Annotated in this window: 27 protein-coding genes; 23 read left to right on the top strand and 4 right to left on the bottom strand. The window is 34.8% G+C overall.

Translation table 11 applies throughout. From position 1 onward, the window contains the following. The first annotated feature begins 25 nt into the window (after positions 1 to 25). The 6 genes from J5J03_RS16520 to J5J03_RS16495 all read left to right on the top strand — a co-directional run bounded on the left by J5J03_RS16520 (position 26) and on the right by J5J03_RS16495 (position 3166). Positions 26 to 979, top strand: a complete 954-nt coding sequence (locus J5J03_RS16520; protein ID WP_208591001.1) for a thymidylate synthase — start codon at positions 26 to 28, stop codon at positions 977 to 979. Positions 980 to 992: 13 nt separating this feature from the next. Further along, complete coding sequence (locus J5J03_RS16515) at positions 993 to 1484, top strand: dihydrofolate reductase (RefSeq protein ID WP_208590999.1); 492 nt, start codon at positions 993 to 995, stop codon at positions 1482 to 1484. 95 nt (positions 1485 to 1579) lie between these two features. Beyond that, a complete protein-coding gene (locus J5J03_RS16510) occupies positions 1580 to 1759 on the top strand; it encodes a twin-arginine translocase TatA/TatE family subunit (protein ID WP_208590997.1) in 180 nt (59 codons plus the stop codon). A gap of 29 nt (positions 1760 to 1788) precedes the next feature. Further along, positions 1789 to 1965 (top strand): twin-arginine translocase TatA/TatE family subunit, encoded by a 177-nt coding sequence (gene tatA, locus J5J03_RS16505; RefSeq protein WP_208590996.1) that lies wholly within the window; start codon positions 1789 to 1791, stop codon positions 1963 to 1965. A gap of 204 nt (positions 1966 to 2169) precedes the next feature. Continuing rightward, positions 2170 to 2922, top strand: coding sequence for a twin-arginine translocase subunit TatC (gene tatC / locus J5J03_RS16500; protein ID WP_208590995.1), 753 nt, complete (start codon positions 2170 to 2172; stop codon positions 2920 to 2922). 22 nt (positions 2923 to 2944) lie between these two features. Continuing rightward, the gene (locus J5J03_RS16495; protein WP_208590994.1) at positions 2945 to 3166 is read left to right on the top strand and encodes a YozE family protein; all 222 of its coding nucleotides are present in this window, start codon (positions 2945 to 2947) and stop codon (positions 3164 to 3166) included. Between the two features lie 16 nt (positions 3167 to 3182). Here the strand turns inward: J5J03_RS16495 and J5J03_RS16490 are convergent, their stop codons facing one another. Next, entirely contained in the window at positions 3183 to 3527 is a 345-nt protein-coding gene (locus J5J03_RS16490) for a YolD-like family protein (RefSeq protein WP_208590993.1), read from the bottom strand. A 113-nt stretch (positions 3528 to 3640) separates the two neighbouring features. Here J5J03_RS16490 and J5J03_RS16485 point away from each other — a divergent pair, with 113 nt between their 5' ends. From J5J03_RS16485 to J5J03_RS16450, 8 genes are all read left to right on the top strand, one after another. After that, the gene (locus J5J03_RS16485; RefSeq protein WP_208590992.1) at positions 3641 to 4792 is read left to right on the top strand and encodes an exonuclease SbcCD subunit D; all 1152 of its coding nucleotides are present in this window, start codon (positions 3641 to 3643) and stop codon (positions 4790 to 4792) included. A 1-nt stretch (position 4793) separates the two neighbouring features. Next, complete coding sequence (locus tag J5J03_RS16480; protein WP_208590991.1) at positions 4794 to 7898, top strand: AAA family ATPase; 3105 nt, start codon at positions 4794 to 4796, stop codon at positions 7896 to 7898. 396 nt (positions 7899 to 8294) lie between these two features. Continuing rightward, positions 8295 to 8783 carry a VrrA/YqfQ family protein gene (gene vrrA, locus J5J03_RS16475; protein ID WP_208590990.1) on the top strand — a complete coding sequence of 163 codons (489 nt, stop codon included), beginning with the start codon at positions 8295 to 8297 and terminating at the stop codon, positions 8781 to 8783. Between the two features lie 184 nt (positions 8784 to 8967). After that, the gene (msrB, locus tag J5J03_RS16470) at positions 8968 to 9930 is read left to right on the top strand and encodes a peptide-methionine (R)-S-oxide reductase MsrB (RefSeq protein WP_208590988.1); all 963 of its coding nucleotides are present in this window, start codon (positions 8968 to 8970) and stop codon (positions 9928 to 9930) included. A 47-nt stretch (positions 9931 to 9977) separates the two neighbouring features. Further along, positions 9978 to 11021, top strand: coding sequence for an AbrB family transcriptional regulator (locus J5J03_RS16465; RefSeq protein WP_208590986.1), 1044 nt, complete (start codon positions 9978 to 9980; stop codon positions 11019 to 11021). A gap of 78 nt (positions 11022 to 11099) precedes the next feature. Then, complete coding sequence (locus tag J5J03_RS16460) at positions 11100 to 11306, top strand: DUF6501 family protein (RefSeq protein WP_018933786.1); 207 nt, start codon at positions 11100 to 11102, stop codon at positions 11304 to 11306. Between the two features lie 168 nt (positions 11307 to 11474). Beyond that, positions 11475 to 12044 (top strand): histidine phosphatase family protein, encoded by a 570-nt coding sequence (locus tag J5J03_RS16455; protein WP_208590984.1) that lies wholly within the window; start codon positions 11475 to 11477, stop codon positions 12042 to 12044. A 115-nt stretch (positions 12045 to 12159) separates the two neighbouring features. Then, positions 12160 to 12399 (top strand): indolepyruvate ferredoxin oxidoreductase subunit alpha, encoded by a 240-nt coding sequence (locus J5J03_RS16450; RefSeq protein ID WP_208590982.1) that lies wholly within the window; start codon positions 12160 to 12162, stop codon positions 12397 to 12399. 280 nt (positions 12400 to 12679) lie between these two features. Here the strand turns inward: J5J03_RS16450 and J5J03_RS16445 are convergent, their stop codons facing one another. Continuing rightward, entirely contained in the window at positions 12680 to 12964 is a 285-nt protein-coding gene (locus J5J03_RS16445) for an acylphosphatase (RefSeq protein WP_407927844.1), read from the bottom strand. 63 nt (positions 12965 to 13027) lie between these two features. On the opposite strand from J5J03_RS16445, the gene J5J03_RS22280 reads away from it, so the two are divergent. The 5 genes from J5J03_RS22280 to J5J03_RS16425 all read left to right on the top strand — a co-directional run bounded on the left by J5J03_RS22280 (position 13028) and on the right by J5J03_RS16425 (position 18256). Next, on the top strand, positions 13028 to 13321 hold the full coding sequence (locus J5J03_RS22280; RefSeq protein ID WP_331460513.1) for a P1 family peptidase: 294 nt from the start codon (positions 13028 to 13030) through the stop codon (positions 13319 to 13321). Next, the gene (locus J5J03_RS16440) at positions 13309 to 13998 is read left to right on the top strand and encodes a P1 family peptidase (protein WP_331460512.1); all 690 of its coding nucleotides are present in this window, start codon (positions 13309 to 13311) and stop codon (positions 13996 to 13998) included. The genes J5J03_RS22280 and J5J03_RS16440 overlap by 13 nt, the downstream gene beginning before the upstream one ends. A 548-nt stretch (positions 13999 to 14546) precedes the next feature. Further along, positions 14547 to 15461, top strand: coding sequence for a peptidase U32 family protein (locus J5J03_RS16435; RefSeq protein ID WP_208590978.1), 915 nt, complete (start codon positions 14547 to 14549; stop codon positions 15459 to 15461). A gap of 14 nt (positions 15462 to 15475) precedes the next feature. Then, positions 15476 to 16690 (top strand): peptidase U32 family protein, encoded by a 1215-nt coding sequence (locus J5J03_RS16430; protein ID WP_208590976.1) that lies wholly within the window; start codon positions 15476 to 15478, stop codon positions 16688 to 16690. A gap of 63 nt (positions 16691 to 16753) precedes the next feature. After that, complete coding sequence (locus J5J03_RS16425; protein ID WP_208590974.1) at positions 16754 to 18256, top strand: FAD-dependent oxidoreductase; 1503 nt, start codon at positions 16754 to 16756, stop codon at positions 18254 to 18256. 163 nt (positions 18257 to 18419) lie between these two features. Here the strand turns inward: J5J03_RS16425 and J5J03_RS16420 are convergent, their stop codons facing one another. Then, positions 18420 to 19598: a Ger(x)C family spore germination protein gene (locus J5J03_RS16420; RefSeq protein ID WP_208590973.1), complete on the bottom strand. Its 1179-nt coding sequence runs from the start codon at positions 19596 to 19598 to the stop codon at positions 18420 to 18422. 12 nt (positions 19599 to 19610) lie between these two features. After that, on the bottom strand, positions 19611 to 21179 hold the full coding sequence (locus tag J5J03_RS16415; protein WP_208590972.1) for a spore germination protein: 1569 nt from the start codon (positions 21177 to 21179) through the stop codon (positions 19611 to 19613). 140 nt (positions 21180 to 21319) lie between these two features. Here J5J03_RS16415 and J5J03_RS16410 point away from each other — a divergent pair, with 140 nt between their 5' ends. The 4 genes from J5J03_RS16410 to J5J03_RS16395 all read left to right on the top strand — a co-directional run bounded on the left by J5J03_RS16410 (position 21320) and on the right by J5J03_RS16395 (position 25018). Beyond that, complete coding sequence (locus J5J03_RS16410; RefSeq protein ID WP_208590971.1) at positions 21320 to 21565, top strand: hypothetical protein; 246 nt, start codon at positions 21320 to 21322, stop codon at positions 21563 to 21565. Between the two features lie 13 nt (positions 21566 to 21578). Then, positions 21579 to 22664 (top strand): GerAB/ArcD/ProY family transporter, encoded by a 1086-nt coding sequence (locus J5J03_RS16405; protein ID WP_208590970.1) that lies wholly within the window; start codon positions 21579 to 21581, stop codon positions 22662 to 22664. A 513-nt stretch (positions 22665 to 23177) separates the two neighbouring features. After that, on the top strand, positions 23178 to 23369 hold the full coding sequence (locus J5J03_RS16400; protein WP_208590969.1) for a Spo0E family sporulation regulatory protein-aspartic acid phosphatase: 192 nt from the start codon (positions 23178 to 23180) through the stop codon (positions 23367 to 23369). Positions 23370 to 23419: 50 nt separating this feature from the next. Beyond that, the gene (locus tag J5J03_RS16395) at positions 23420 to 25018 is read left to right on the top strand and encodes an ATP-binding protein (RefSeq protein ID WP_208590968.1); all 1599 of its coding nucleotides are present in this window, start codon (positions 23420 to 23422) and stop codon (positions 25016 to 25018) included. The last annotated feature ends 5 nt before the right edge of the window (positions 25019 to 25023 follow it).

Here is a 25023-nt window from a genome sequence, read left to right as displayed (position 1 = left end):
TGATGGCAAGGAAGGAAGATGAAAGATGTCAATAAGTGAGCAAAATTATTTAGATTTATGCAAAAAAGTACTTGCAGAAGGAACAAAAAAAGATGACCGCACCAACACGGGTACGTTATCGATATTCGGGCATCAAATGCGCTTTGACTTACAAGAAGGATTTCCATTACTAACAACTAAAAAAGTGCCTTTTCGTTTAATTGTTAGTGAATTATTGTGGTTTATCAAAGGTGATACGAATATTCGTTACCTTTTAAAGCATAATAACAATATTTGGAACGAGTGGGCTTTTAAGAACTGGGTGGAAAGCGATGAGTACGATGGACCTGATATGACAGATTTCGGTCACCGATCACTACAGGACCCTGAGTTTAAAAAAGCATATGATCAGCAAATGGAAATATTTAAAGCTAAGATTTTAGAAGATGACGCTTTTGCAAGTAAATATGGAGATTTAGGCTCAGTATATGGAAAACAATGGCGTGCTTGGAAAACGTCACAAACAGAAACAATCGATCAACTAAAGGATGTGATCGAAGCAATTAAACATAACCCTTACTCAAGGAGACATATTGTTTCTGCATGGAATCCAGAAGATGTTCCAAGTATGGCACTACCGCCATGTCACACCCTTTTTCAATTTTATGTAGCAGATGGTAAATTAAGCTGCCAGTTGTATCAGCGAAGCGGTGACATCTTTTTGGGTGTACCTTTTAATATTGCTAGTTATGCATTGCTCACCCTGTTGGTTGCTAATGAATGCGGCTTAGAGCCAGGTGAATTTATTCATACATTCGGTGATGCACATATTTATGCCAATCATCTTGACCAGGTGGAAACGCAATTAGAACGCGAGCCAAAAGCGTTACCAACCATTTCTATCAAAGAAGGTGTATCCCTCTTTGATATCGAACTCGAAGACATTAAGCTAGATAATTATCAACCACATCCCGCTATAAAAGCACCAGTCGCAGTATAAAAGGAGGAGCAAAATGATATCATTACTATTTGCAATGGGAAAAAATCGAGTAATTGGAAAAGATAATACATTACCATGGCATTTACCTAACGACCTTAAGTTTTTTAAAGAATTAACAACGTCAAATGCTATTATTATGGGACGAAAAACCTTTGAGTCGATGAATGGACCTCTGCCGAATCGTGATAATATTATATTAACGACTAATAGTGAGTTTGAATACGAACAATGCAAAGTGATTCATTCCGTTGATGCGATTAAAACAATGGACAAGGCAAATCCTGAAAAAGAATGGTTTGTCATCGGTGGTGAAGAAATTTTTAAGCAAGTGCTTGGTTTTGCAGACCGAATTTATATGACCTATATTGATGAAGAATTTGAAGGCGACACTTTTTTTCCGGATTTTGATGAACAAGAGTGGCATATAACAAAGAAAGAAAAAGGTAAAAAAGATGAGAAAAACCGCTACGATTATTACTTTATTCAATACGATCGGGAAAAGTAACTCTATTTTTATCGTTAACCAAGACAAGCACGCGAAATCATGGTAAGATAAAAGATGATATAAATTGACGACATACATAAAGGGGCGCATAAAAAATGTTATCTTCTATTGGTATTCCTGGACTGATTTTAATATTAGTTATTGCATTAGTGGTTTTTGGACCGAAAAAATTGCCTGAAATCGGTAAAGCAACAGGGGAAACATTGCGTGAATTCAAAAAATCTGCACGTGATTTGACAGATGATGAAAAAGAGCAAAAAGAAAACAATTCGTAATTTTTTGATCATTAAACGAGGTGAATGTCATGTTATCTAATATTGGCTTTCCAGGGTTGATTTTAATATTACTTATTGCATTGGTTATTTTTGGGCCTTCTAAATTACCAGAGATCGGTAAAGCTGTTGGCCATTCTTTACGTGAGTTTAAGAAAGCAACCAATGACATGATGAGTGAAGATAAAGATAATTCAGGAGGCAAATAAGGAAAGAAAAGATGTAAAAGACATTCTTTTACATCTTTTTCTTGCATGTTAGAAGCGCTAAAATTTTAGCAAGAAATAATTCGACGTAACGAAAGTTTTAAAAACATAAAGTACAAGTAAAACTAAGTTTTTTTGCCAGCATTTGGTGATAAGCCTCGTTTTGCTTTACATATATCACTTGCTTATGATGAAGGGACGTTTACAATGAAGCAAGAAAAATCATTACCAAATGAGAAGGAAATGGGATATTTAGACCATTTCGCTGAATTACGCAATCGGCTGTTATGGACCGCACTAGTATTTGTATTGTTTTTTATTGGCGGCCTTTATTTTGTAGAAGATATTAGGAATTTCTTTTTAAGTCATATAGATATCACATTAAACCTCATTTCACCAGAAGAAATTATTTGGATTATCTTCATGATTGCTTTTATTGTTGCCTTTGCTGCAACATTACCATTTCTATGTATGCAATTATGGTTATTTGTTAAACCCGGATTAACGAAAAGAGAACAACGAATTTCATTGGCTTATATTCCAGTTATTTTTATTTTATTCGTTTCTGGACTTGCCTTTGGCTATTTCATCTTTATACAGCTTATTCTTCCATTTGTATTATCTTTAAATGATGGAATGTTTGATACGATGTTCACAGTGGAAAACTATTTCCGCTTTATATTTAAAGTGACATTACCATTTGCTGTATTCTTTGAAGTCCCGGTTATTATGATGTTTTTAACTAGTTTAGGTATTGTTACACCACAATTTTTAAGCAAAACAAGAAAGTACGGTTATTTTATCCTAATTATTATCGGAACTATGATTTCACCACCAGATTTTATCTTGCAAATTGTCGTTGCAATTCCACTAATCATACTGTATGAAATCAGTATTATGTTATCTCGAATAGTATACCGCAAAAAACAAGAAAACCATCGTGAATTTATGGAAAATTAACATGAAGGATTGAGGAAAGCGTATGAAGTCTTTTTATCACTTTATGATGCGTTATCGTGGAAATAAACAACTTGATGATGCTCGGAGGTTAGCTGATTGGATGTTTTATGATCATGACTTTCCCAAGCATTCTAACGATTATTATGAAATTAGCAGTTATCTGGAATGGCATACTCCTTTTCCAGAAGCGGCTGCAACATATGATCATTTATGGGAGGAGTATATAGATGAAGTGAAGCCATGAGTGAGACGCTAACCACTCATGGCTTTTCCTGCTCATGTAATAATTCTATTGCTACAATATTTTCAAATGGAACCTTTTGTTTTAATGCTCCTTCTTGAATGGTTAGCTTTCTTTCGATTGAATCCATTTTGGTAATATGACCAATAGCGGCTTTAAAAGAACCAATTTGATAATAGCGTAATGTTACCTTTTGTTGAGTGTGTATCGCTTGTTGTAACGTTAACTCCATTTCGCTAACATAATCTTCATTTAAAACTGGCTTTTCCTGAAAGGGGGCGTCAGCAAAGAAATCTTGAAGCATTTCAACATGCTCAGGCAACATTAAAGAAGACCATTTTATTTTACCTCGATCATGTATCAAAAAAATCACCTCAGTATTATTATACACGAACATTAGTTCTTTATCAATAGACTTTAGAGCGCCTGTTCGTGTATAATGAATAGTGAAAATATGGAAGGGATGTGAAGGCGACTATGAAGATTTTACATACTGCAGATTGGCATTTAGGAAAAATTGTTCATGGAATGCACATGACTGAAGATCAAGGAAAAGTTCTCCAGCATTTGATTGAAATTATCCAAGTAGAAAATCCGGATGTAATCATCATTGCAGGTGACCTTTATGACCGAGCGGTGCCACCAAGGGAGGCTGTTGAATTATTAAATTCATTTTTTACTACCGTATCCGTTGAAATGGAGATACCGGTCGTTGCCATTTCTGGTAATCATGATAGTCCTGATCGGCTCGGGTTCGGAGCAAGCTTATTTCGATCCAAACAATTATATTTAGCAACATCCATTGAGGATGTGTTTCAACCGATACATTTTAACGATGGTCAACATGATGTCTATTTTCATTTAGTGCCTTATATCGAACCAGAACAAGTGAAGCACTATTTTCAAGAGAATTCCATCGAAACACATCAAGAAGCGATGGAGCGGATAGTGAAGGAGCTCGAAAGACAAATGACAGATCAAGCTCAACATATTTTAGTCGGACATGCCTTTATTGCAGGCGGAATGGAATCGGAGTCTGAAGAAAGACTCACGATGATTGGTGGTACTCCTTATATCGACGCTTCTATATTTAAATCTTTTGATTACATTGCCTTAGGCCATCTCCATCAACCTCAAAAAATAAAAAGTGATTTTATCCGATATAGCGGGTCAATCATGAAATATTCCTTTTCAGAAGCAAACCATAAAAAATCTGTAACCATCCTAGAATTAGATGGCATGGAGAAAACAGTATATACGATTCCCTTAAACGCGCCAAAAGACTTACAAATTGTTGAAGGTTACTTCGAAGAATTGTTAGAGGAAAAAGTAGTAAAAGCGACGAAAGACTACTTGCAAATAAGATTGCTGGATGATGGGCAAATCATAGATCCTGTCACAAAACTTCGTAAGCTTTTCCCTAATATCTTACGGTTAGAACGAAAGCATCATTTAGTTCATCAATCTCTTAAAGAAATCCAATCGATAAAGGAAAAGCAAAAAATGACCCACGAACAACTATTTGCATCATTTTACAAAGAAATCAAAGGATCGGAACTTTCCGAAGAACGGGCGAAATATGTACAAGACGTCATAAAGAAAGTTATGGTAGAAGAGAGGGAGAAATAATATGCGCGCTTTAAACCTTGAACTAATCGCATTTGGACCCTATCGAAAACAACAACAGATAGATTTTACCGATTTAGGAGAAGAACCGATATTTTTAATTACCGGTCCAACTGGTTCAGGAAAAACAACGATTTTTGATGCGATTTGTTACAGTTTATATGGAAAAGCTAGTGGAACTGACCGGGACCAAGATGGATTTCGTAGTCACTTCGCCAATGTCTCTGAGCTGACTTCCGTTCGTTTCACCTTTGAGTTACATCATAAAACATATCGAGTTATTCGTAGTCCAAAACAACAAAAGCCGAAAGCAAGAGGAGAAGGGTATACAGAAGAAGCGGCTAGTGCAAGTCTTTATGTTTATAATCAAGAGCAGCAATGGGAATTAATCGTTTCGAGAATAAAAGACGTCAATGAAACGATCGAGGAAATGATCGGTCTTGATTATGAGCAATTTAAGAAAATGATTATGATTCCTCAAGGTGAATTCCGTAAATTAATCTCTGAAAATAGTAAAGAACGAGAAGAAGTTCTACAAAAAATCTTCCGGACTTATTTCTATAAAAATATTACTGATAAATTAAAAGAACAAGCCAAAGCTTTGGAAGAGCAACTAGAAAAGCTGGATTGGCAATATCATCAAGAATTAGAGAAGCTACCTAATGAAATTATCAATCCTGACTCCGATAAAAAGATAAATGAACAGCTAACAGATCATTATCTCAAGCTAGAAGAACAAAAATCATCACTTACTAAAGAATTAGAGCAAGTAAACAATCAATTAACCTTTTTACATGAACAATATTACCAGCAAAAAAAGCTCGTAGATCATTTTCATGAGTACGAACAACTGCTAGAAAAACAAAAATTGTTGCAGCAAAAGCAAAATGAAATAAATTTATTACACGAACAACTTGAATTGTCAAAAATAGCTGAGAAAATAAAGCCACTAGAAGAATTAATGCAGACAAGACAAGAAGAGTGGCAAACTCAACAACAGAAATTTGAAGCTATAGCCAAACAACAAAAGGAATTGCACATTCATTTTGAACAGGCTAAAGGTAAATATGAAGTAGAGCAAAAGAAAGAGCAAGAACGTGAAACCTTACAATTTCAATTAAAAGAACAACAGCAATTACTAGCGAGAATGGATGAACTGGAAGCTGCCGGAACAGAATTAAATAAATTGAATGAAAAAAGAAAGCAAACAAAGGAAAACCAAACTCTATTAGAAGATAAAATAAAAGAACTGGAAAAAATGAAAGAGACGAGTTACGAGATTAGAGATAAGATCCATGAATTAAACGGTACTTTGCAACAGCTAACGTATGAAAAGGAGCAACTGCAACAAAAAGCGACAGATATGCGAGATTTAAAGAACGAATATCGAGAACTTCTCGTGTTAAGAAAAGATTACCAGCAATATAAAAATGTAGTTAATAAATTACAAATGAAAGCTGATGTACAGGCAAAAAGATGTGGACAGTTAGAACAAGAAAGAAAAAAACATTTTGCAAGTTATTTGGCAGCATCATTAGAAGGTGGAGATGCATGTCCAGTCTGTGGATCTGTTCATCATCCCGAGCTCGCCAACTTAGAAGATTCAACCATCTCGGATGAAATGATTGAACAAGAGACCCAATATTTTACGACATTACAAGAAGAAACAAAAAGTATACAAATGACACTCCTGCAAATTAAAGAGCAAGGAGAAGGGAAGAGGCAAATTGTTACACGATTAATGCAAGCATTAGATATCGATACCGATCAGATTACAAAAGAACAATTGCAACAAAAAGATACATCTTTACGAGAAAGCATTCAAAACAATAAAAAAGAAACGGAAAAGCATAGCACTAGCGTTCTAGATTTACAAAAGCAGTTCAAACAAATACAAACCACAATAAAGAATTATGATCGATTAAAGCAAGATTTAGCACAAACACAAGATAAGTATCAAAAATTAAGTAATGATTACCATCAAATACATGCTAAATATACACAGCTTAAAGCCCAACTTCCAACAGATGTGGAATCACCTACCGCTTTTAAGCAACAAGTTATGAAATTGGAAGAGAAACTCAATGATAAGATACAACAGTGGAAAAGCATCAAGGCTTATTATGAAAAAATGATCGAAGATAAGAACAAGGCGGACACAAAATATCTGGAAGCAAAACAGTTTGCGAATCAGTTGCAACAAAAATACTTACAACAAGAAGAAAAATTCAATCAAGCTCTTGCTAATTATCAATTTGCCTCGATTTCAAACTATAAACAAGCACTACTTTCTTTTGATAAGCAACAGGAAATAGAACAAGAGATATCACAGCATGATGAGCAAAAAAATCTTGTGAATAGTCGGTTAGACAATTTAAGAGAATGGATAAAAGATATAGAAAAACCTAATTTAACAAAAATGGAAGAAAAGATAGCACAAGTGGAAAAAGATAAAGATGAAAAAAATAAACAAACCCAATCTTTAGCATATCAAATCGAACAGTTAGTTAATACAATTCGCAAAACAGCAGAATTAGAAGAAAAAATGAAGAAAATAAATGATGATTATTACCACATTGGAGAGTTAGCTGATTTAGCACGAGGTGATAATACGGCAAGACTTTCATTTGAGCGATTTGTATTATCGACCTTTCTAGATGAAATATTGTTACAAGCCAATATACGTCTAGATCAAATGACAGACCATCGTTATCAATTAATTAGAAGTGAAGAGTTGGCAAAACGAGGTGCACAGAGTGGTCTCGATCTTGAAGTGCTTGATCACTATACCGGTAAGAAAAGATCAGTAAAAACCCTTTCTGGCGGGGAAGGATTCAAAGCGGCTCTTAGCTTGGCATTAGGAATGGCTGATATTGTCCAAGCTCATGCAGGCGGTGTACAATTAGATACGCTATTTATTGACGAAGGGTTTGGTACGCTTGATGAAATATCACTGGAGCAAGCCATTAGATGTTTGAAAGACTTGCAGCGAGATCATCGAGTCATTGGCGTTATTTCCCATGTAGCACAATTAAAAGAAGAAATTAAAGCAAAACTTGTAGTGGAATCGTCTCCTAACGGTTCTACTGCGAAGTTCAGCATAGGTTAAAAACACGCATAATGATACAAAATTCAACAAAAGCAATATAAATGCTGTCAAAACTTGCGCTTACCCAGGAAATATTATTTGTCGTCAAATGTTCATTTCCCGTTATAGAAATTATCCTTTTCGTTTAATATGATAGAAATAACAATAAAGGTACGGGGAGGAACAAAGATGTTATCAGCAGTACTTTGTGGCCTAGTAATAAGTGGTTCCGTTGCATTAATTATTTCAGCAGATGTTCTATCAGAGTAGTAGAGATATAGAATAAGGTATATACGTACTTCATAAAGAGCGTATATACCTTCTTAATGTAAATTTATCTTGTTCCTATTCAGCCTATACCATTCTAGACAAACGAACATATACTATATCAACATGCAATACGGAAGGAGAATGTATATGTTTCGTCCACCAAACCAACCACCAATGTTCCCACAACAAAATATACCGACACAGGGACTATTTCCTCGTGGTCCAGTTCCAAATCAAATGACTAATCCAACTGGGCTCCAAGGAATATTACAACGGTTCTTACCATCACAAGCTTCTAACATGACCCAGGCAACAAATATGGCAGCAGGTAGCGGCTCTAATCTAATGGGAACACTAAATAATGTGCAACAAGTTTTAAAAGTAGCACAACAGGCAACACCACTAATTAAAGAATACGGACCGATGATAAAAAACGCCCCAAAATTAATTAATATGATGAAGGCATTAAACGAAATAAATGATGATGAAGATGAAAATGAGTATACGGATGATGTGGAAGAAGTAGAGGAAGCGCAAGAATTAACTATGACTGAAAGCACACCATCAACTCAAAAACAAACGAAAAACAATGCTCCAATTCGCACAAGCGAATCTCAACCAAAACTGTTTATTTAGCATTTCTTTTAGAAAAACTATAAGCGGTTGCCAAAGTTTTATTCATACTACAAAGTATTCACTATGTCTAGTTACTTCAGCGCTAAAATTTTTATGCGTTCATAACAAACAAAAACAGACCACTTGCTTTTTTTTCATACTAAGAGCACAATAAAAGTAATCACGTTAAGTAGGAGGCTTTTTCATGACAAAGCAATCTAGCGAGAAAGCAATTTTTGCAGGTGGCTGTTTTTGGTGTATGGTGGAACCATTCGATGAACAACCAGGTATTGAACAAGTGGTATCTGGCTATACAGGTGGAGACAAGCCTAATCCAACATATGAAGAAGTGTGCACCAATACAACAGGTCATCGTGAAGCAGTTGAAATTACGTATAATCCAACCATTTTTCCTTATCAAAAGCTATTAGATATATTTTGGCAGCAAATCGATCCCACTGATCCTGGCGGCCAATTCCATGATCGCGGTGAATCCTATAAAACCGCCATCTATTATACAAATGATGAACAAAAAAGCCTAGCAGAACAATCGAAACAAGATCTGGAAAATAGCGGTAAGTTTAGTGAACCTATTGTAACAGATATATTACCTGCCAAGCCCTTTTATCCAGCAGAAGAACAGCATCAGGATTACTATAAAAAACAGAGCTTTCATTATCAGATGTATAAAAAAGGTTCAGGAAGAGCGGATTTTATTAAAAGAAACTGGGGTAAACACTACTCAAAAGAGGAGTTAAAAGAACGCCTAACTCCAATTCAGTATCACGTTACACAAGAAAATGGTACGGAAAGACCGTTTGACAATGAATATTGGCGTAACGAAGAAGAAGGGGTCTATGTAGATATCGTTAGTGGTGAACCATTGTTTTCAACTACTGATCAATATGATGCAGGCTGTGGATGGCCTAGTTTCACCAAGCCGTTAAACCGTAATAGAATTGCAGAAAAATTAGATACATCACATGGAATGCGAAGAGTTGAAGTCAGGAGTGATGAGGCTGATTCTCACCTTGGTCATGTATTTGATGATGGACCGATTGACAAAGGCGGAATGCGATATTGTATTAATTCCGCTGCCTTACGATTTATTCCGAAGCATAAGCTAAAAGAGGAAGGTCTTGAAGAATACCTGGCATTATTCGAATAACTTCCCGTTGTTTTCGGGAAGTTTTTTCATAAAAGAGGGCGTGTACTATGGTTAGAAATATTAGTTATCTTTTGTTCATGTATGTTGCTTCATTAGTTATAACCGGAATATTCCTTCTTTTACATTTCCCGTTACCATGGATACTAGGGCCACTAATTGCCGTCTTTATCATGAATTGGTTAATAAGTGAACCACTGTCACAGAACAAAACGATCTTGAGCATCAGCTTTTTACTTACTGGTGCACAAATTGGATCTACTTTTACCTCTAATACTTTAAGTAAAGTGATTCCTTATTTTATTCCATTTTTAATCATTACGTTATTGCTCATTTATCTATGTATGAAAAGCGGAGAACTATTAGCAAAATATGCAAATATTGAATCATCAACAGGTTTGTTAGGAAGTATTCCCGGCGGATTATCCGTTATGGTAGCTATGAGTGATTCAATGAATGCTAATACTGGTTTAGTAGCCATCTTTCACACAATTAGACTAATGGCTGTCCTATTTCTTGTACCGCTTATGGCATCATTTATGTTTACTCAGACAAATGCACAACAAATGCTAACCGATACAGCCATTGCATTAAATGGTTGGACAGTGTTGTTGTATATACTGCTATTTGGAATCGCATACCTGTTACGCTATACAATTCCGGCACCCTATGTTCTGATTTCTATGTTGGTTATCGCTAGTCTGAAGCTGCTCTCTATACCAGTCAGCGATGTACCGGTAAGTTTATATCATGTAGCTCAATTATCGATTGGTATTCATTTAGGCTTATCCATAACAATATCGGACATAAAAAAAGCGGGTAATTTCTCCTGGATTTTCTTTCTATTCACTTGCATTATTATCATGATATCGACTGCTCTTGGATATATTTTTGCTATCATGTCTGATCTCAGTTTTGCTACAGCAATGCTTAGCCTTGCACCAGGTGGATTGGTAGAGATGGCCATTACCGCTGGTGAAGTAGGTGCAGACCCATCGATAGTAGGATCATTGCAACTGGTACGACTGTTATTTATTATTTTGGTATTACCTTTTATCCTTAAGAAAGTGACTTCTTCATTCAGTAAACCATAACAATATTATGTTAACCTGGTGAAAACCCTTGTGTAACAGCCGATAAATGTTTATGATAGAAGGGAAGGAGGGACATAAATGATTCATCAAAATTGGGAAAACAATCGTACAATTAAAAAAATTAAATGTGTCCATACTAATGCTAAAAAATATAAAGTAAATTCTGTTTTATCTGAAGGAGCAATATATGAAGTGAAAAATGAAACTGAGGAATTTTATTTCGTTATCGATAATACCAATCGAATAGCTGGTTTTAAAAAGGATTACTTCGAAATTGTTTCATAATGTTTATTAATTGAATATATTGGGAAAACATAAATAATAGGGATTTTATACTATATAAGCGAATAATTTTTTAGTATAAGCAAAACGGATGTTTTTCCGTAAAGCTAGTCACGTTTTGCTTATGTGAAATGATAGACTTTTCAAAGATTCTCCATAGGAGCTGATAAAATGAAAAGAATTCTTTTGATCCGTCATTGTCAGGCTTTAGGCCAACACAGTGATTCGCCTCTATCAAAAAAAGGCATTCAAAAAGCATATGAATTGGCTAGACAATTAGAAAGACTTAGCTTTCAAATAAATCGTATCATTACAAGTCCTTATTTGCGTGCTCAAGAAAGTATCAAACCTTTTGCTGCTCGCCAAGGTATTCCAGTTGAAACTGACGAGCGACTAAAGGAACGGTTGCTAAGTGAGCAACCGGTAGATGACTGGATCGATATTTTAGAAGAATCTTTTCAAAATTTCCATTTCAAGCTACCTGGTGGAGAATCGTCAAGCGAAGCATATCAACGTGCAGAACAGGTTTTAAATGAGTGCATGAAAGATGAGGTAAATGAGAATATTATTATTGTAACACATGGCAACTTACTTGCTCTTATGTTGCAGAAATTTCATGTTGATTTCGGATTTCACGAATGGAAGACACTTACTAACCCAGATGCCTTCTTAATTCAACGCATTGGTGGCGAATACATTACAGAAAGAATCTGGGAAGAAAATCAATCTCACCTTTATTAATATGATTTGCAAACTCTATGAAATAAGCTATAATGGTATTCGAACTTTAAAAGTTGTGATAGAATGTGTATGTATAGAGATACATAACGATTAATCGTTAAAGGAGGGGACCGTCTTGGCATTTGTAATTACTTCACCTTGTAAAGAAGAAAAAGCAGGCGAATGCGTAGAAGTTTGCCCTGTAGATTGTATAGAAGAAGGAAAGGATATGTTTTATATCGATCCCGATATTTGTATTGATTGTGGCGCATGTGAAGCTGTATGCCCAGTAGAAGCAATTTATATGGAAGATGAAGTACCAGATGATGAGCATGAATATATCTCATTAAACCGCAAGTTCTTTGAAGAAAGCTAAACCATATAAGAAAAGCGCAGTACGCCCACATAGAAACGTAGCGACTGGAACTAATCAACTGAGTTAAAGGAAACACGTGAGTTTACGAACCAATGATGACTTCCACCTAAAGGTATAAGTGCGACTAAGTCGCTGGTTTCACCAATCAGCCAGTCTTCTTTATCGTAGGGCGATTCGTGAAGTTGCTACGTTTCTGGGCGTTCCGAGCTAGACAGAAATCCAATCTTTATACTTTCTTTCCATCCAAGTTAAAAAACCGCTATTACATTATAGCGGTTTTTTAATACTTAATCTCAAATTTTTGAAATGCAGTTTCTACTTCTTCTTCTGTAATTTCAATATTTTTCACTTTTGCAAAGAAGGAGGGACCTTTTTTTACTTGCATCAAAAATGTGTCAACTTTATTATTTTCACCTTGTGCTTCGATTTCTACTGAGCCATCATCAAGATTCTTCACCCACCCAACAATATCGTTCTCGACAGCTACCTGTTGCGTGAAGGAACGAAAACCTACACCTTGTACACGACCTGAAACTATCACATGAACTTGTCTCAATATAATCACCTCTTTCCTATGATAGTATCATTGAAAATTTCACAATTCAAAAGTTAAAGAAAGGAGTTTAAAATGAAAACGCTTCACTTAAATCAAATAGAAGATTTTAAAATAGGTCATAATCAAGATCTAACTGCCTTAACTGGATGTACTGTAATTATTTGTGAAGAAGGAGCTGTAACTGGTGTTGACGTAAGAGGAGGAGCACCTGGTACTAGAGAAACAGATTTGTTAGCTTCAGAAAACACAGTGGAGAAAGCTCATGCAACTTTTCTAGCCGGTGGAAGTGCTTATGGACTGGATGCTGGAAGTGGTGTAATGAGATTTCTTGAGGAAAAAAAATCGGCATCGATGTGCAGACGATAAAAGTACCAATTGTACCTGGTGCTATACTTTTTGATCTTGGGATCGGGGATGCCAAAGTGCGGCCAGATCAGAATATGGGATATAAAGCTTGTGAGAATGCTTATCAAAGTGAGAAATTGTTCGGAAATATTGGAGCAGGTACAGGTGCAACAATAGGAAAAGCTTTAGGGTCAGAATACAGCATGAAAGCTGGGATTGGTTATGCAGGTTATAAATTTGGACCATTACAAATTGCAGCTACTGTTGCCGTTAATGCAGTAGGTGATGTCATCGATCCATTAACAGGTAAACAAATAGCGGGATTATTCGACAGAAAAAAGAATCAATTATTATCTACCTCTGACATATTATTATCAAAAGTAGAGCAACCATTTAAGGAAAATGGTTATGATGGAAATACAACGATAGGAACAATCATGACAAATGGTAAATTAACGAAAGCGCAAGCGAACAAAATTGCTTCCATTGCACATGATGGAATTGCAAAAACAATCAATCCTTCGCATACACTGATGGATGGTGATACCTTATTTATTATGACATCTAATAAAATAGAAGTAGATCCGACTATCATAAGTATTCTAGCCACAAAAGTTGTATCTGAAGCCATTATAGATAGTGTTAAAAAAGCAAAAACGGTCTTAGGCTATCCTGCTGTGCAAGATTTATCGTCATAATTGATTGGAGTGTGGCAATTGGACAAGAAAAAATACGTTATTTTACTAATACCATTTATCGTTTTGGGACTAGTACTTATTTATTTTCTTCCTAGGAGTCACAATCATTATACATTACTCATCATTTTCGTTTTCTGGATCACGTATTACGGATGGATGTACTATAAAGTGAGACTATGATCAGTGAGGGGTTTACAGACGTTTAGCGCCGTGATAAGAAAACCTGAGCAAATTCCGCACTGTCTTTATCACTATAAATGCTAAGGATTTACGATTTCTCTATTAGCCATTATGGAATTATATTAACTGCTTAACCGACACTCCGGCTGCCCACTTCCCTTTCCGTGGGGTTCGGCCTTCAGCTAAAAACTTTTTCAAGCAAAAACCGCTCAAAAAAACACTTAGGTGCTTTTCTTTTTAACAGCATTTCTCAGGTGAGGAATGCTGTTAAATTTTGAAATAACAACTTACTATGTGACCAAAATCACTGATTTTCTTATTAATTTTTCTTATGATAAGAAATGGACAAAAAAGTTAGGTGGTAGAGAATGACAGAGATTGTTTCATATGCTAGAAATGTAGACGAAGCAACACAATTAGTGGAAGTAGCAAATGTTGATGCGATTATTTGCGGGGAAGAACGATTTGGATTAAGAAGCATTGGTAATATTTGTTTCGAAGAGATCCTAAAAATAAACCACTTCCTTAAGCGCCGAAGTAAGAAATTATATGTATTAGTAAATGCTATTTTTCATGACGAGCGTTTAGAGGAAGTAACAAATTATGTAGAAAAACTAAGCGACCTATCAGTCGATGGAATTATTTGCGGTGATCCCTCCATCTTTACGATTCTACAAGAAAAAAATATACAAATTCCGATCCATTGGAATCCAGAAACATTAGCAACCAATCATGAAACACTTAAGTTCTGGCAGGATATCGGTGTAACACGTGCTGTTTTATCTAACGAATTATCTTTAGATGAAATAATTGATATTAATCAGTCATTAGCTATTCCGATAGAAGTACAAGTGCACGGCATGACATGTATTTTCCAATCCAAAAGAAAGCTAGTTCGTAATTATTATCAAAAAATAGATGATGATTGGAACCCAGAAAAAATACGCTATGTAAAACAAACGAAATCAGATCAGACTCACTATCCGATTTTCGAAGACCGTAATGGTACGCATATTATGAGTACAGAAGATATCTGTATGCTAAGGTATCTGCCTCAGCTCTTAGATAATCGAATCAACTGTTTACGAATATATAATATCTTCAAAACCATTAACTATAATGTACAAGTCTCTCGGGTATATAAGGAAGCGATAAAGAGCTACTCAGATGATCCAAATCAGTTTCATCAGCTTATTGGGGGATGGGAACAACAAATATTATCGATACAACCATCAAAACGTAAGCTGGGAACCGGATTTTATTTTAAAGAACAGATTTATTAGTGAGGTTGATAGCAATGAAAAAGCCAGAATTATTGGCCCCAGCAGGCGATTTAGAAAAACTGAAATTCGCCGTTCATTATGGAGCGGATGCCGTCTACATCGGTGGTAAACAATTTGGATTGCGAGCCAAAGCAGGAAATTTTGATTATGAAGACATGAAAGAAGGGATAGCTTTTGCTAATCGATATGGATCAAAAGTATATGTAGCTGCTAATATTATTGCACATAATGAAGACCTAACAGGTGCTGAAGCTTTTTTTGAGCAATTAGCAGATATAGGAATACATGCAGTCATTATAGCTGATCCTTCCTTAATTAGAGTGTGCCAGAGAGTTGCACCAGATTTAGAGATTCACCTAAGCACGCAAGCATCTGTCACTAATTGGCGCAGTGTGTTATTTTGGAAACACCAAGGTGTAGAAAGAGTAGTTTTAGCTCGAGAAGTAACAATGGGAGAAATTGAAAAAATTAAAGAAAAAGTTGATGTAGAAATTGAAACATTTATACACGGTGCCATGTGTATTTCCTATTCCGGCCGGTGTGTTCTTTCTAATCATATGACTGACCGTGATGCTAACCGAGGTGGCTGCGCACAATCATGCCGTTGGAAATATGACCTTTTTGAAGATGGTACAGATGAAACAGTAAATGTGTCTGAAACAAGCGAACTAGCCTATACCATGAGTTCTAAAGACTTATCCATGGTTGAACATATTCCGCAATTAATTGAAAATGGTGTGGATAGCTTAAAAATCGAAGGACGGATGAAAAGCGTCCATTATCTCGCTACAGTCGTCAACGTTTATCGTAAAATAATTGATACCTATATGGAGGATCCAGTAAATTTCCATATAGATCAAGAGTGGATTGATGAAATCTGGAAAGCTGCACAACGTTCCTTAACAACAGCATTCTATTTTAAAGATCCAAGTGAGGAAGATCAGTTATTCGGTAAACCTGAACAGATCCCGAAATATAACTTTTGCGGTTTAGTGTTAGATTATGATGGTCAAACACAATTAGCAACTATCCAACAACGGAATCCATTTAAAATCGGAGATGACGTCGAATTTTTCGGACCTGATTTCTATCGTTTTCAGCAAAAAATCACCTGGATGATCGATGAAAACGAAAATAGTATCGATATAGCAAAACAACCAATGATGAAAGTAAAAGTGAAAGTCGACAAACCTGTTACATATTTTAATATGATGCGAAAACAACGGTGAAATTGGGATATTCCTCTTTTTTTTGGTAATGCTAGAAATAGTATTTAAAAAAGGGGATGTCTTATGCATCAATCAATTTGGTTAGAAACAGATATTAAACAATTTTCTGTTTTGAATGAAAGCCTTCAATCCGATGTCACCATTGTTGGTGGTGGGATTACCGGTGTTTTATCCGCATACCTTCTGTCTCAGAGTGGTATCCGCGTAGCGTTATTGGAAAGAGGCAGATTGCTTCATGGGACGACCGGACATACAACAGCAAAAGTAACAGCCCAACATGGTTTAGTATATCATGAATTACTGGAACATTTTGGTTTAGAAAATACGCAAAAATATTACCAAAGTCAAGTAGAAGCAATTCAGTTTATTAAAGATACTACAGATCAATATCAAATACCATGTCAGTTTGATCAACAAGATGCGATTTTATATACAAACAGTGAACAAAATCAACAAAAATTAGAAGAAGAAGCAAATGCTTATCACAAATTGAAGATTAGCGGGGAGTTAAAGAATCGTATACCTTTTTCTATTCCGCTCACTTCGGCGTTAGTAATGTATGAACAAGCGCAATTTCATCCTACTGATTTTCTAAAAGTTATGATCGATAAGATACTAGAAAATGGTGGGGAAATATATGAAGATACGACAGCAGTGGATATTGATTATCAAAACAAAGTAATCGTAAGAACCGCTCGTAATCATAATGTCTTGTCCGATCATGTTATTATTGCTACACAGTTTCCATTTTACGAAGGGCAAGCATTTTATAGCACCAGAATGTATCCTTCGAGATCCTATGTGTTAGGATTAACTTCTAATCAGGATTATCCTGGTGGGATGTATTTAGATATTGATCAACCGAAACGATCTATTCGTTATGTGAAGCATGCAAATAATACAGTTTGGTTATTAGGTGGGGAATCACATAAAACAGGGCAATATAACAAAGAAAATACCGATCCATATCGTGACTTGCGACATTTTGGTTCACAATACTTAGACGTAAAAAATTGGCAATATAGATGGTCAACACAAGATTTTACTACGTTAGATAAAGTTCCGTATGTCGGGTCATTAAACAGAAGGCATCCCAATGTATACGTTGCAACTGGATTTCGCAAATGGGGCATGACCAATAGTGTTGTAGCAGCACATTTGTTAACAGACCTCATTATGGATAAGGATAATCCTTACAAAGAACTGTATCAGCCACAGCGTTTTCATGCTGATCCAGATGTAAAGAAATTTATCAGTTACAACTCAAATGTAACAAAAGAATTTGTAAAAGGAAAACTAGATGTCCAGAACGAACAAGACAAGCTTGAGCCAGAAACAGCTGTAAAAAGAAAACGTAATGGACAGATTGTTGGAATTTATAAAGATGAACAGAACCGAATTCATGCTGTTGATACAACATGTACACATCTTGGATGTGAATGTAACTGGAATCAACTTGAAAAAAGCTGGGATTGTCCGTGTCATGGATCCAGATTTTCATACGACGGTACAATCATTGAAGGTCCGGCAACTAAACATTTAAAGAAAATAGATATCGAAAATTAAATTTTGTCTCAATATCTTAAGTATACCTTGTATTTGAGATGTTGAGACCTTTTCTCTATACAACTTCCTATAATATATATTATGTAAACTAAAATTTAAAAGGAAACTGGAACATACTAATTAACTGTAAGCCCAGTCTCATCATCAATTCATTTTCTTATAATTATGATTCACTTTGTAATGGGTCTTCAATCGTTCCTGTCCCTCTTACTATGATTTTAATATTAAATTTTTCTTCCGTTTCCAAAAATAATTCATCCCAAGTAGTTTTCACTTTGTTCCAACCTTTTTTATCTGAACGATGAATTACGGAACCAAATCCAAAAATATCCGATTGTAGTTCGTTTTTTGCGGCATTTATACTTGATTTCATTAAGTTTTCTAAATATACTGATGCTTCTTTTTCTAACTGCTTAATATATTCTAATTTTGTAGTTTCTATAGCACAATTGGTCTCACCAATATTCACTGCTGTTTCTACATGAATATTTATATTTGGGATGCCATTTTGGATTTTTCCTGTAAGTTTTGTTTCGTTACTTAGTACTTCCAAAACTGTTTTTCCTTCATCACATGGAATCGAAAATACAGTGGAATTGATATTATCTGCAATAAAATTATATCCCATACTTTCATCGATATCTAACCACCCCATTAGCTTGTCTTTTTTAAATCCAGCAAGTCCTACATATTCTAAATTTGCAGTCGGACGAACTTGTTCTACATTATCTATCTGGTTTCCAATTTCTTTATTACCTTTAATCGCTACACCAGATAATACGGGATGTTTACCTTCACTTAATATATCTTCCACCAGCTGATCTAAATACGTAGCTTGTACACTCCCCCAAGCATTTTGTGCTGTTTCAATAGAAGATAACAATTTATCCGCTGCTATATTTTCTAATGGTGCTACTATTTCTAACACACTTTTTGCGTCATCTTCGGTACTGACTATTATTGCAAAATCTGTTCGAAGTTCATGGTCTCTAGAAATGAAATCTAATACATCGTTAATTCCCTCTTTCGCAATCTCTTCACTTACTACAAAAATTCTTAAATGTGCAACGTATATTTTTCGAGGTGTAATTTCCGTTAATTTCCTCAAAGCTTCAAAGATTGTTTCCTCGGTAGCGGAATAAGTTGTTACAGCAGTTCTTGATGTGCGATTTTGTTCTGCTACTTCGTCTGGATTTATCGTTTGAACAGTTAACCTGTAGTTATTATTTTGCTTATCGATTGCAATGGCTGAAGCAAGTCCTAATGAATTTAATTCATTGGAACTCCAGCAACCAGTTAACATGCAACATATTATCCATAAAAGGCATATTTTATATTTCATCTTCATCCTCCGTCATCTCTTTGGCGGTTTTGGTTTTGCTTGTCTTGGATTTTGTTGTCTTATTTTATCTTTTTGTACAATATTTAATGGTCTATAGATTAACCGCCATAACGGTAATCTTAAAATCGCATCTTCCTGTTCTTGTAAAATAAATGGTCCAAATGGTGTCATATATGGAACTCCAAAGGATCTTAAACTACAAAGATGAAAGATCAGCAGAAATGTGCCAAATAATACTCCAATCAAACCAAACAAAGAAGAGAAAATCAGAAACAAAAAACGTATCAATCGTATTGGCATAGCCATTGAAAAGGCAGGAATTACAAATGTACAAATTCCTGTTAAAGCTACTACGATCACCATTACCGAAGAAACAAAACCCGCTTGTACGGCTACCTCGCCTAATACTAGAGCTCCTACAATGGAAATCGCAGACCCTACAGCTCTAGGCATTCTAATACCTGCTTCATGGAGAATTTCGAACGCCAGTAACATAACAACAGCTTCCAATATCGAAGGAAATGGTACTCCTTCTCTCTGTGAAGCTAAATTTACTAATAACGGACTTGGAATCATTTCTTGATGAAACGTTGAAAGCGCCACATAAATGGAAGGGGTAAATATTGCTAAGAATAATGCTATTACTCTTAGCATTCTAATCGCAATAGCAATATGTGTTCGGTGATAGTAATCTTCACTAGCGTGTATATATTGTATAAACAAGGAAGGTAAGATGAGAACAAATGGTGACCCATCGATAATAACAACTACCCTTCCCTCTAACAATCCTGCACATGCAGCGTCTGGCCGTTCCGTATTTAATATAGTTGGAAAAATGCTAGCAGTTTCATCTTGGATTAACTCCTCTATATTTCCACTTTCTAAAACGGCGTCAATATTTATACGGTCGAGTCTTGCCTCTAATTCAGTTATAATTTTATCATTAGCTATTCCATCTATATATCCTATACATACATTTGTTTTGGTTAATTCACCTATTGTTTTCGTTATGAAACGTAACTTAGGACTTTTAATCCTTCTCCTGATTAAAGACGTATTTGTTCGTAATGTTTCGATGAAACCATCCTTGGGTCCTCTAACAACTGTTTGTGAATCAGGTTTAGATACATTTCTGTCTTCCCAAGCTTTAACCGAAATAGCGACGGCACTTGAAAAACCATCAATAAATAGAATAGCATTTCCTATAAGTAAGTGATCGATCATTTCTTGCTTCTGATGTACGATTCGATATTGTGATACGGACAGATCACAATAAACTAAGAAATCTTCCAATGGACCGTTCAAAACTTTTTGTGACAAAGTGGATCCTTTTAAACCTAATAATACTCTTTCCATGACTTCACTATTTATTACTTCAGAATTTACTATTCCGTCAATATAAGAAATGGCGAGTTGCAATTTATTATTTGTTGCAGCTGAGAATCTCTGTATAATTAGATCATCGCTACGACCCATAATAGATTGAGTATATGAAACATTCACATTGATGTTAGTAGAAAGTTTTTCATTTTTAACATTATTCTCGATTTCAACTGGTTGTTGTATTCTTCTCCTAAACATATCTTCACATTCCTATTCATTAACTGCATTTACAATTAGTTTTTAGCATTATTAATGATTTTATCCATTAATGCTAAATGTTGTCTAAAAAACTACACATTGGTACATATTATTAGTAAGCAATACAAAGGAGTAATTCGATGTTTAATATTTTATTTCCATTTCTCATAGGATTTGCTATTTTTCTTAGCCAGTTTACTGGATTCAAGACTAAATGGAACAATAAAGAAAGGGCAATCTATATACTGCTGTTAATAGTTGGAGTGACATTATATCAGTTGGAACTAAATGATATTACTATCCCTCGTTTTTTTGAAGTGATCATCTCCATATTTGAACCCATTTCTACGCGACTTAAACAATATCTTGACCAACATTTTGCATAAAAGAAGGGAAAATATGAAAGTACAATTAAGTGTTAGCCAATTCACAGTTTTAGTTATAAGTTTCTCTTTAGGAAGTTCTGTCTTAATTTTGCCTGCTATTTTAACGAAAATTTCCAAAAATGATGCTTGGATTACTATGTTAATCGGGATTGGGATTTCTGTTCTATTAGTTTATCTATACAATCAAATTGCGACTATATCTCCGCGTCAAACACTGGTAGACATCCATGAACTGGTGTTAGGGAAATGGATTGGAAAAGCTTTTACGATAGTGTATATGTATTCCATTTTCATTATTATTTTGGGTAACTTAGAAGTTTTAGTGTTCTTTTTAAATACACATATCCTAATTGAAACTCCTAGTGAGGCTCTATTTATTATTAGTATAGGTGTTGCCTTGTATGGCTTAAGAAAAGGTTTAGAAGTGATTGCTCGAGGATATGAAATATTTCTACCCCTAATTATTTTAATGAGTTTTCTATTTCTAATTTTATTACTGAAGGAAATAAAATTAGATAACATCCAACCGCTTTTAACTGAAGGTGTATTACCGATTATAGTTAGCTTGTACTCTTCAATTAATTTTCCGTATAGTGAAATGTTGTTATTCCTTATGATTCTACCTTATGTGAATAATTTTAATAAAGGGAAAAAATATTTCTATGTTGCTGTCATCATAGCTGGAATATTTACTGTTATTATCATTTTAATGAACATACTTGTGTTAAGTTGGGAAGTTGTAAGCAGAAACGTATACCCTACTTACACACTAGGGAAAAAAATAAGTATTGCAGAATTCTTTGAGAGATTAGAGGTATTAATAGCACTTGTTTGGGTTATTTGTATTATGTTTAAAATAATAATTGCTATATATGCCTTTCTAACTTCATTATCCAAACTATTTGAATGCGAGAATTATCAACCATTTTTACTTCCATTCGGACTAATTGTGTATGTATACGCTATTGCTCATACCGAAGAAGTTACAAAGGTACAGGAAGATTTAGTTTTTCATTGGCCTTTTTTAAGTACTATTACCTTAATTATTATGCCCTTAATTGTATTAATTGTTAGTAAAATACGAAAAGTGAGGTCTTAATGTTGGATTAATAAAAAGGACCAACCATTTTTCTTTAAACGGTTTTGATGCCAATACTATTTGGCTCTACCTTATCCTCAACTGTAACTTCTTTTTAGGAAGCACCGGATTAATCCGGCGCTTTACTGAAAGCCGACCTAGTAATACTAATTACACCGATGGCAAGATCGTTTTTTATGCTTTTTCCTACATTTAGGGCAACGTTTTTTCTTATGATGACAACTACATGAATGACTGTGTTCCTTTTTACACGTCATCATATTACCTCCCCTCTTATTATCACTGTACGTAAATAAGAAAGAAAGAGCGTGGACTAGTTTAGTAGTCAATTCAATCATTTTCATAGCAATATTAAAAACTGTTTTCAATATCATTTAGTTTAACATTACAATCTATTTCCTAGAAAAAATTACACCTTTATAGGAAAAATATCCTGTTTTAGAGTTAAGATAAGGAAGTTAATGATTACTTATGGTATTCTATAAGAAAATGTAAATTGTTAGGATGTTGCTTTTGAAAATAAGAAAATTAGAAGCAGAAATTCGTTCGTTGCAAAGCCAATTGTATGAATTAGGAAATCAGACTAATCAGTACTCTATCGGGGAAATTCTAAAACTAAGTAAACAGCTTGATGAGAAAATCATACTTTATCAGAAGTTGAAACTACATAATCAAAATAAGGAAAATTGTCGTAATCTTGAATAATTTGTTACAATTTAATTAAACCTTGTTTACTAGTAGCTAGGAGGAATTCAATGAACGATTTTGATATATATATACAAAATTCTAAAAAAAAATGTGAAACGATCCTTAATATGACTCCCGATGAAATCCCTTTTTTGAAAGTTGGACTTACTAAGAAAGAGTTACAAATTCGAAAGCAAAGATTTGGTAAAGAATTAAGTGTTGTTCAACACTTTATGAAAAAACTAATTCAATATATGGAAGGTATCCCAACGTTAATTATTACTACTGATAATCAAGGGTATATATTGGATATTTACGGAGATCAGAGTATTAAAGAGATGGTAGATTCTCTCGGGATAACGCTTGGTGTTAGATTTGATGAAAAGGATGTTGGCACAAATTCAGTTTCGTTAGCCTTAGAACACCAAAAGCCGATCGCCATAATTGGGAAAGAACATTTTCATGATTGCTTATCAGAAGCTGCATGTTATTCATCGCCTTTTTGTTTTTCAGCTAATGGTCGATTAGTTGGTACTGTTTCTATGATGACGACGGTTAATTTTGCAAGTAACTTCTATCTTGGACTTTTGTCGTCGGCCGTTGATACCATCGAGCGGGAAATTCAACTTCAAGAACAAAATCACCAACTTCATTTGTTAAATCAAGTATTGATAGATTCAACGCCTATAGGTATTGTAATGACAGACAAAAATGGTAATTTGCTAGAATTTAATTCCAGTGCTGAAGAAATAATTGGAATTAAAAAAGAAGAAGTAATCGATAACGGGATAAAACAAATTGGTCAGATAGGTGAATATACTAATTATGTTCTAGAGACGGAGAAAAAAGTAGAGAACGCTGAATTTTCGTTTCAACTGATAGAAAGCGATTGCTCTAAAAAACTTCTTCTCGATGTGTTACCTCTTTTTGATGAAGGCCAAATGATTGGTGCCTTTGCTCAATTTAGAGATATGACTAATTACCACGAATTACAACAGAAGCTTATAGAGTCTGAAAAACTATCTACAATAGGTAAATTAGGGGCCGGGTTAGCACACGAAATCAGAAATCCTCTCACATCAATTATCGGTCTCACCCATCTAATGAAAGAAAATAACCATAAAGCTGAATATCTTGATATTATTACTGCTGAATTAGAACGAATGAAAAATCTAGTGAATCAATTTGTCTCATATGGAAAGCCGTCTACTATTAGTCGTGTAAGCTGCTGTTTAGATGATCTGATTCGTGAAACTGTTGAGTTAATGGACAATAATACTCGTCTTCACAATGTCAACATATACGTCGAACCTTCAGTGAAAAATACCGAAGTTTATATTGATAAACATAAGATCAAACAAGTACTCATTAATTTTATAAAAAACGCCTTCGAGGCTATGCCTAATGGCGGCAACATTTGTGTTGAAATAGAAACAGATTTAAAAAATAAGGAGGTTCATATCTCTATTAAGGATGAAGGAATAGGGATGACAAAGGAACAAGTGAAAAACTTAGGTAAACCGTTTTTCACTACCAAAGAAAACGGACTTGGTATGGGCTTACCTATTTGTTTTGATATCATCCATGCTCACAACGGAAGAATTGAATTTGATTCTGAGAAAGGTAAAGGAACTGTAGTACATTTAATCCTACCTAAAAATAATTGAATAAG

This window comes from Gracilibacillus suaedae, from assembly GCF_017599345.1.
In the GTDB taxonomy this organism is placed as follows: Bacteria; Bacillota; Bacilli; order Bacillales; family Amphibacillaceae; genus Gracilibacillus; species Gracilibacillus suaedae.
This window is presented reverse-complemented; position numbering and strand designations above follow the sequence as displayed.